We start from the raw sequence: 7,083 nt of genomic DNA, 5'->3' as shown, positions 1-7,083 counted from the left end.
GCAGAAAGAACCCGACCGCGTGGTCAAGGAGTTCTGCGATCTTTACGAACAGGACGAAGAAGCCAAAACACTGATCGACCTGGCGCTGAAGCTGGAAAGCCTCACGCGCAACGCCGGCAAGCATGCCGGCGGCGTGGTGATCGGCCCCAGGCCGCTGACCGAATTCGCGCCGCTGTATTGCGAGCCGGGCGGCGCCGGCGTGGTCACCCAATACGACAAGGACGACGTGGAAGCGGTCGGCCTGGTGAAGTTCGACTTCCTCGGCCTGCGCACGCTGACGATCATCGACTGGGCGGTAAAAGCCATCAATGTGCGCCGCGCGGGCAACAACGAAGCGCCGTTGGACATCGCCGCGCTGCCGCTGGATGACCCCGCGCCCTACGAGCTGCTGAAGCGGGCGCAGACGGTCGCCGTCTTCCAGCTCGAATCGTCCGGCATGCAGCGCATGCTCAAGGATGCAAAGCCTGACCGCTTCGAGGACATCATCGCTCTGGTCGCCCTGTATCGACCGGGCCCGATGGACCTTATCCCCAGCTTCGTCGCGCGCAAACACGGGCGCGAGGAAGTGGTGTATCCCGACCCGCGCGTCGAGCCGGTCCTGAACGAGACCTACGGCATCATGGTCTATCAGGAGCAGGTGATGCAGATGGCGCAGATCGTGGGCGGCTACTCGCTCGGCGGCGCCGACCTGCTGCGCCGGGCGATGGGCAAGAAGAAGGTCGAGGAAATGGCGAAGGAGCGCGCCAAGTTCCGCGAAGGCGCCGCCAAGGACGGACTCAGCGCGGAGAAGGCCGACGCCATCTTCGACCTGATGGAAAAATTCGCCGGCTACGGCTTCAACAAGTCGCACGCCGCCGCCTATGCGCTGGTCTCCTACCAGACCGCGTGGCTGAAGGCGCACTACCCGGCCGAGTTCATGGCCGCCACGATTTCCTCGGACATGGACAACACCGACAAGGTGGTGACCTTCCTTGACGAATCGCGCGCGATCCATCTGACGATTCTTCCGCCGGACGTGAACGCTTCGGAGTTCATGTTCGTCGCGGTCGAGTCCAAGGTGATCCGCTACGGTCTCGGCGCCATCAAGGGCGTGGGACAAGGCGCGTGCGAATCGATTGCGCAAGAACGCAAGCAAGGCGGCCCGTACCAGGACCTGGCCGACTTCTGCCGGCGCGTCGACCCGACCAAGCTCAATCGCCGCGTGCTGGAGGCCTTGATCCTCTCCGGCTCACTGGATGCCCTGGCGCCCACCCGAGCCAGCCTGATGGAACAACTGCCCCATGCCATCAAGGCCGCCGAACAGCATCTGCGCGATCGCCAATCCGGCCAGAACGACATGTTCGGCGCGGCGATGGGCATGGCGGCCCCGGTGGTGCATGTGGACCTGCCCACCGTGCCGGAGTGGCCGCTGGAGCAGAAGCTGCAGGGCGAACGCGACACACTCGGCCATTACCTTTCCGGCCATCCCACCGATCCCTGGCGCGAGGAACTGGCCCAGCTCTCCACCTGCCCGCTGGGCGAAATCGCCGACCGCTACCAGCCGCCCCGCCCGCGCAAGAACGACGGCGACGACAACCGCTTCCGCCGCGGCCCCGACACGCCCTGGACCGTCGCCGGCATGGTGGTGGCGGTACGCAAGCGCGGCGACAGCGACGCGTTCGTGCGCCTGGAAGACAGCACCGGCAGCATCGAGGTGAGTTTCTTTGGCGAGCTGTACCAGCAGGCCGCCCCGCTACTGACCCGCGACGAGCTGATCGTGGTCGAAGGCGGCCTGCGCATCGACGACTTCTCCGGCGGCGGCTTCCAGCTTCGCGCCCGCAGCGCCATGTCCCTGGCCGATGCCTGCCGCCGCTACGCGCGCTTGCTGCGTGTCAAGGTCAACGGCATCGGCCCTGATTTCATCGTCCAGTTCCGCCAGGCTCTCGCCGGCCATCGCGGCGGCAACGCCGCCGTGTTGCTGAGCGGCTACCACAATGCCGTGGCGCAGGCGGATTTCGAGTTGGGACAGGAGTGGAAGGTGCATGCCATTCCTGAACTGCTGCGGACGGTGCGTGGCATGCCTGGCGTGCTAGGGGCCGGGGTGAGAATCGTCAAAACGGGCGCGGGAGACACATGAGCGGCGTCTTCCATTCATTCGACGCCAGGCGCCTTCGAGCACCGCACGCCCTGGCATACGGTGCTCGCAGCACTACATGGATTCAGGCAGGTAACCGGTAAAGCGGTTTTTGATGGCTGCCGGCAGTATCGAATAATCATCGACATTGCCAAACCACCGCGTGGAGACGCGATTGTCCTGGCGCTCGAAAAAGCCAACCCACAATCTTGGCTTGTTCAGATCAATGATGACCATAGCAAAGGCCGCCGGACAGTTGTGCGGCATGCATTGATGGACGACAAGAAAATCGCCCTGCTGTTCGACCTTGTCTTCTACGTCGTAACTAGCAAGCGCTGCCCGGTCTGCCGGTGACAAGATGCGATGCAGCACGGCCTGGATGGAGGGCTGGTACAGAAAACCACCTTTTTTTCCGTTCTTGTAGACCGAAGGGTATTTCCCTACCCAAGACAAAAGTTCTGCCTTGTCCCAGGCACGCGGGCTGTCGGCCGCATAGAGCGAAACCGGCATCAGGAGCAGCAACATCAGTGTAAAAATCATTTTCATGGGATCACCGATGGATCATCTGCAATGCGGCCACAGGATGCTTATTGTCATTGTTCAGCGCCTTTTCGCACGCGCAAATGGATTTCGAATAACCCACGCCTGTGCCAAACGACTTATCAACTCCGGCAAGCTTGGTTTTGCAGATATCCAGATAATAGGTTCCGCACTGGATGTTTTTTGCCGCGTCAGTCATGTCATCGTGACTAAAATGAATGCCGGCCGGGCTGTTTTTGTCAACCAGGTCTACCGCACCTTTCGTAAGCTGCATCAGGCCTGTGGCGGTAGATCCGCCGTTGACGACGTCCGGATCAAAGTTCGTTTCCTTCCATGCCAGACAGATAACGAACTCGTCGGAAAAGAGCTTGGATCTATTGTTTTCCTTAACCAGTTTTACCATTTGCTCGTAACTCAGCCCGCTCATCCCACTCTCCTTAAGCGATATCCAAAGTGTCCATTGAAATGGGCGCAGTTCCGGCGCCCATGCAGATCATGCTTCAGGCCCCAAAGCCTAGCAATACGGTCCTCCAAACCCTTCACATCGGCCCCACAGCGCGGCCGGGCACCGTGAATTACCTTCGCATTGAGGCGTGCATCTGTCCCATGTGCTACATTTGCAATACGTAGCGCAGATGTAGCACATGGGGTTCTCACATGGCCAGATCGAATACCAAAAACAGCCTGCTTCCCTCCGTCCGCGTCGGCGCGGAACTGCGGCAGCAGGTCGAAAAGGTGCTGGCCGAGGATGAAAGCCTGTCGAGCTTTATCGAAGCGTCGGTCCGCTCCGAAATCCATGAACGTCTGACGCGGCAGGCCTTTCTGCAGCGCGGTCTGCAATCGAAAGCCCAGGCAAAAGAAACAAGCGTGTACTACAGCGCCGAGCATGTCATGGACCGGCTCGACGAGATCCTCGCCAATAGGAAGGCAAAAAAGGAGAAAGGGTGAGCTGCCAGGTCCGGTTTACCGAGATTGCGCTTGAGGACCTGCTGCACCTGTATCAGTTTCTTGCCGATGAAGACGAAGAAGCCGCCAGGCACGCAAGGGATGCGATCTACAAGGCCATTGGCGTCCTGGCCGATATGCCCTATGTCGGCCGGGTGATCGGCAGGCATCATTCTTTGATGCGGGAACTCGTCATTGCCTTTGGATCATCAGGCTATGTGGCGCTTTACGAGATAGAAGCAGAGTCCTTGCTTACGGTCCATGCCTTCCGCCATCAACGGGAACGGGATTACTACATTTGAGCCCGCGAGCGAAGCTTGTCCCGCCCCATACGCCCCCGTTCCCGCCCCGTCACGCACCCCGGGTATACTGCCCCGCTTCTGTGCCACGTAAGTGACCGAATGAACCCGAATTTCCTCGATTTCGAACAACCGATTGCCGAGCTGGAGGCCAAGATCGAGGAGCTGCGGCACGCCAGCTCCGGCCAGGCGTTCAACATCGACGAGGAAGTCGCCCGGCTGCGCGAGAAGCTCAAGGTCAAGACGGCGGACATCTTCCGCGCCCTCACGCCTTGGCAGGTCACGCAGCTGTCGCGCCACCCGGCCCGCCCTTACACGCTCGACTACATCGGCGTGATGTGCGAGGAATTCCACGAACTGGCAGGCGATCGCGCCTATGCCGACGATGCCGCCATCGTGGGCGGGCTTGGCCGCATCAACGGGCGCTCCGTCGTGATCATCGGCCATCAGAAAGCGCGTGATACCAAGGGCAAGGTGCGCCGCAACTTCGGCATGCCGCGGCCGGAGGGTTATCGCAAGGCGCTGCGCCTGATGAAGATGGCCGAACGTTTCAAACTTCCGCTGCTCACGTTGATCGACACGCCCGGTGCCTATCCCGGCGTCGGGGCGGAGGAGCGCGGCCAAAGCGAAGCCATCGCACGCAACCTGCTGGAAATGGCGGAGCTGAAAGTGCCGATCATCTGCACGGTGATCGGCGAAGGCGGCTCCGGCGGCGCGCTGGCCATCGGCGTGGGCGACCGCACGATCATGCTGCAGTACTCGACCTACTCCGTGATCTCGCCCGAAGGCTGTGCCTCGATTCTCTGGAAGAGCGCCGACAAGGCGAGGGATGCCGCCGAAGCCCTGGGCTTGATCGCCCCGCGCCTGCTCGAACTTGGCCTGATCGACAAGGTAGTACGCGAACCGCTGGGTGGCGCCCATCGCAATCCGCAATCCATGGCGGTGCGCCTGAAGGCCGTGCTGCTCAACGAACTGGACAAGCTCGAAAGCATTCCGGCAGCCGAACTGCTGGAACAGCGCTACCGCCGTCTGCGCAGCTACGGCGCCTATACCGAATAGGTACCTGTGCCATGGCGGGTGTGCAAGGCATCGATCACGTCAACCTCAGTGCACCCGCCGAGCTGCTGGAGCGGGTACGCCGCTTTTACGTCGACATCATCGGTCTGCGCGAAGGACCGCGCCCCACGTTTCGCTCCGGTTCGCGCGGCTACTGGCTGTATGCAGGCGCCGAACCGATCATGCACCTGACCTCGCGCGGCGGCGGCGAGGCGCATGCGCAAGACACCGGCTGGCTGGACCATATCGCCTTTGCCTGCGCCGATCTTCCCGCCATGCGCGCCAAGCTCGACGCTGCCGGCGTGCATTACCGCCTCGACGTGGTCGACATGCCGCCGCAAGTGCAGCTGTTTCTCACCGATCCGGCCGGCGTCGGGGTGGAATTGAATTTCCGCGTTTGAAACCCGCGTAGAAACCACTGGCAGCCTTGCGTTTTTTGCTGAAGAATCCTTGGCTGGGGTTCCAGACAAGCGATGCTTCCATGCAGGTTCACGTTTTTTTGCGCCGCGCCGTCGTGGCTGCAGCCATCTTCGGTGCGGCCCAGGTATCGGCCCAGGCCATGCCGCTACGTGCCGACACGGCCACAACGCGCACGGCCCAGGCATTTGAAACCGCACGCCAGCAAGGTCCCTTGGCCTTGCACGCGTTTCTCGCGGAGATGCCCAAGGGCGCCGACCTGCACAACCATCTCAGCGGCGCGGTGTATGCCGAATCGTGGATCGCGCAGGCAGCCGCCGACGGACTGTGCGTGGACGTCGCCACCTTGAGCCTGCTCGACAAGCACGACGCCAGCGCGCCGGGTTGCGGCAACGGTCGACGTCCCGCGGCGGATGCGCTGAGCGACCAGCACTTCTACGACGCACTGGTGGACGCATTTTCCATGCGCAGCTTTGTTCCTTTCGCCGGGCACTCGGGTCACGACCAGTTCTTCGACACGTTCGGCCGTTTCCAGGCCGTCACGCCACAGCAGCACATGGGCGACTGGCTGGATGAAGTAAGCGCCCGCGCCGCCGTGCAGAACGAGCAATACCTGGAGCTGATGGCGACACCGCCGTTCGCACACGCCAGAGAACTGGCCCGCACGCTGGACTGGCAGCCCGACTTCGATGCCATGCGCAAGCAGCTGCTCGCCCGGGGCCTGAAGGACGACATGGCCGCGGACGAACAGTTGCTCACGCAAGCGCTGGCCGAACGCAAGCGGCGGCAACGCTGCGGCACCGCCCAGGCCGACGCCGGCTGCGCCGTGCAGATCCGTTTTCTGTATCAGGTGTTGCGCGGTGCGCCGCCCGCGCGCGTGTTTGCGCAAACGCTGCTTGGCTTTGAACTGGCGTCGGCCGATCCGCGTTGGGTCGGCATCAACTTCGTGATGCCCGAAGACGGCTATCTGTCGATGCGCGACTACAGCCTGCAGATGCACATGCTCGACTATCTCCATCATCTGTACCCGAAGGTGCATGTCAGCCTGCACGCCGGTGAACTGGCGCCGGGGCTGGTGCCGCCGGATGGCCTGCGTTTCCATATCCGCGAGGCGGTGGAAATCGGCCATGCCGAGCGCATCGGCCACGGGGTGGACGTGATGTACGAAGACCACCCGGAGCAGCTGCTGCAGGAAATGGCCGCACGCCATGTGATGGTGGAGATCAATCTCACCAGCAACGACGTCATCCTCGGCGTGCGTGGCGCCGATCATCCGCTGCCGATCTACCTCAAGCACGGAGTGCCCGTGGCGCTGTCCACCGATGACGAAGGCGTCTCGCGCATCGACCTCACCCACGAATACGTGCGCGCCGCCGAAGACTTCGACCTGGACTATTCCACGCTGAAGCAGATGGCGCGCAACAGCCTTACCTACAGTTTCCTGCCGGGTGAAAGCCTGTGGGCGACCCAAGCGTGCCAAGGCCAACCGCCGGGCAACCATCCCAGCGCAAGCTGCCGGCAGTTGCTTTCCGCCAGCGAGAAGGCCGCGGCGCAGTGGGAACTGGAGCGCCGTTTACGTGCCTTTGAAGAGGCGCATTGAAAGCACTGCCGGCTACGCGCAAGACAGCAAGTCGCCCCGGACCGTGGGCCATTCCATCCCCAGATGTGCCAGCACCGTGTGCGCTACCATCCCGGTGGCTCCCTGGAGACATG

Annotated in this window: 8 protein-coding genes; 6 read left to right on the top strand and 2 right to left on the bottom strand. The window is 62.4% G+C overall.

Annotation, left to right across the window (positions count from 1 at the left end; all coding sequences use genetic code 11):
• Positions 1–2,116: DNA polymerase III subunit alpha (gene dnaE, locus VMA74_RS05975; RefSeq protein WP_325365724.1), on the top strand; the 2,116-nt coding region annotated here is incomplete at its 5' end.
• Positions 2,117–2,188: 72 nt separating this feature from the next.
• Here dnaE and VMA74_RS05970 read toward each other — a convergent pair.
• Together VMA74_RS05970 and VMA74_RS05965 are read right to left on the bottom strand one after the other, a co-directional pair.
• Positions 2,189–2,659: a hypothetical protein gene (locus VMA74_RS05970; protein ID WP_325365723.1), complete on the bottom strand. Its 471-nt coding sequence runs from the start codon at positions 2,657–2,659 to the stop codon at positions 2,189–2,191.
• Positions 2,660–2,663: 4 nt separating this feature from the next.
• Positions 2,664–3,080 (bottom strand): lytic transglycosylase domain-containing protein, encoded by a 417-nt coding sequence (locus VMA74_RS05965; protein WP_325365722.1) that lies wholly within the window; start codon positions 3,078–3,080, stop codon positions 2,664–2,666.
• A 230-nt stretch (positions 3,081–3,310) separates the two neighbouring features.
• Between VMA74_RS05965 and VMA74_RS05960 the strand changes: the two genes are divergently transcribed.
• The 5 genes from VMA74_RS05960 to VMA74_RS05940 all read left to right on the top strand — a co-directional run bounded on the left by VMA74_RS05960 (position 3,311) and on the right by VMA74_RS05940 (position 6,970).
• Entirely contained in the window at positions 3,311–3,601 is a 291-nt protein-coding gene (locus tag VMA74_RS05960) for a YlcI/YnfO family protein (protein ID WP_325365721.1), read from the top strand.
• Complete coding sequence (locus VMA74_RS05955; RefSeq protein WP_325365720.1) at positions 3,598–3,900, top strand: type II toxin-antitoxin system RelE/ParE family toxin; 303 nt, start codon at positions 3,598–3,600, stop codon at positions 3,898–3,900. The genes VMA74_RS05960 and VMA74_RS05955 overlap by 4 nt, the downstream gene beginning before the upstream one ends.
• A gap of 99 nt (positions 3,901–3,999) precedes the next feature.
• On the top strand, positions 4,000–4,956 hold the full coding sequence (locus VMA74_RS05950) for an acetyl-CoA carboxylase carboxyltransferase subunit alpha (RefSeq protein WP_325365719.1): 957 nt from the start codon (positions 4,000–4,002) through the stop codon (positions 4,954–4,956).
• Positions 4,957–4,967: 11 nt separating this feature from the next.
• A complete protein-coding gene (locus VMA74_RS05945) occupies positions 4,968–5,354 on the top strand; it encodes a VOC family protein (protein ID WP_325365718.1) in 387 nt (128 codons plus the stop codon).
• 80 nt (positions 5,355–5,434) lie between these two features.
• On the top strand, positions 5,435–6,970 hold the full coding sequence (locus VMA74_RS05940) for an adenosine deaminase (protein ID WP_325365717.1): 1,536 nt from the start codon (positions 5,435–5,437) through the stop codon (positions 6,968–6,970).
• Positions 6,971–7,083 lie beyond the last annotated feature (113 nt).

The sequence above is a fragment of the Dyella sp. genome, assembly GCF_035508675.1.
Taxonomy (GTDB): Bacteria; Pseudomonadota; Gammaproteobacteria; order Xanthomonadales; family Rhodanobacteraceae; genus Dyella_B.
This window is presented reverse-complemented; position numbering and strand designations above follow the sequence as displayed.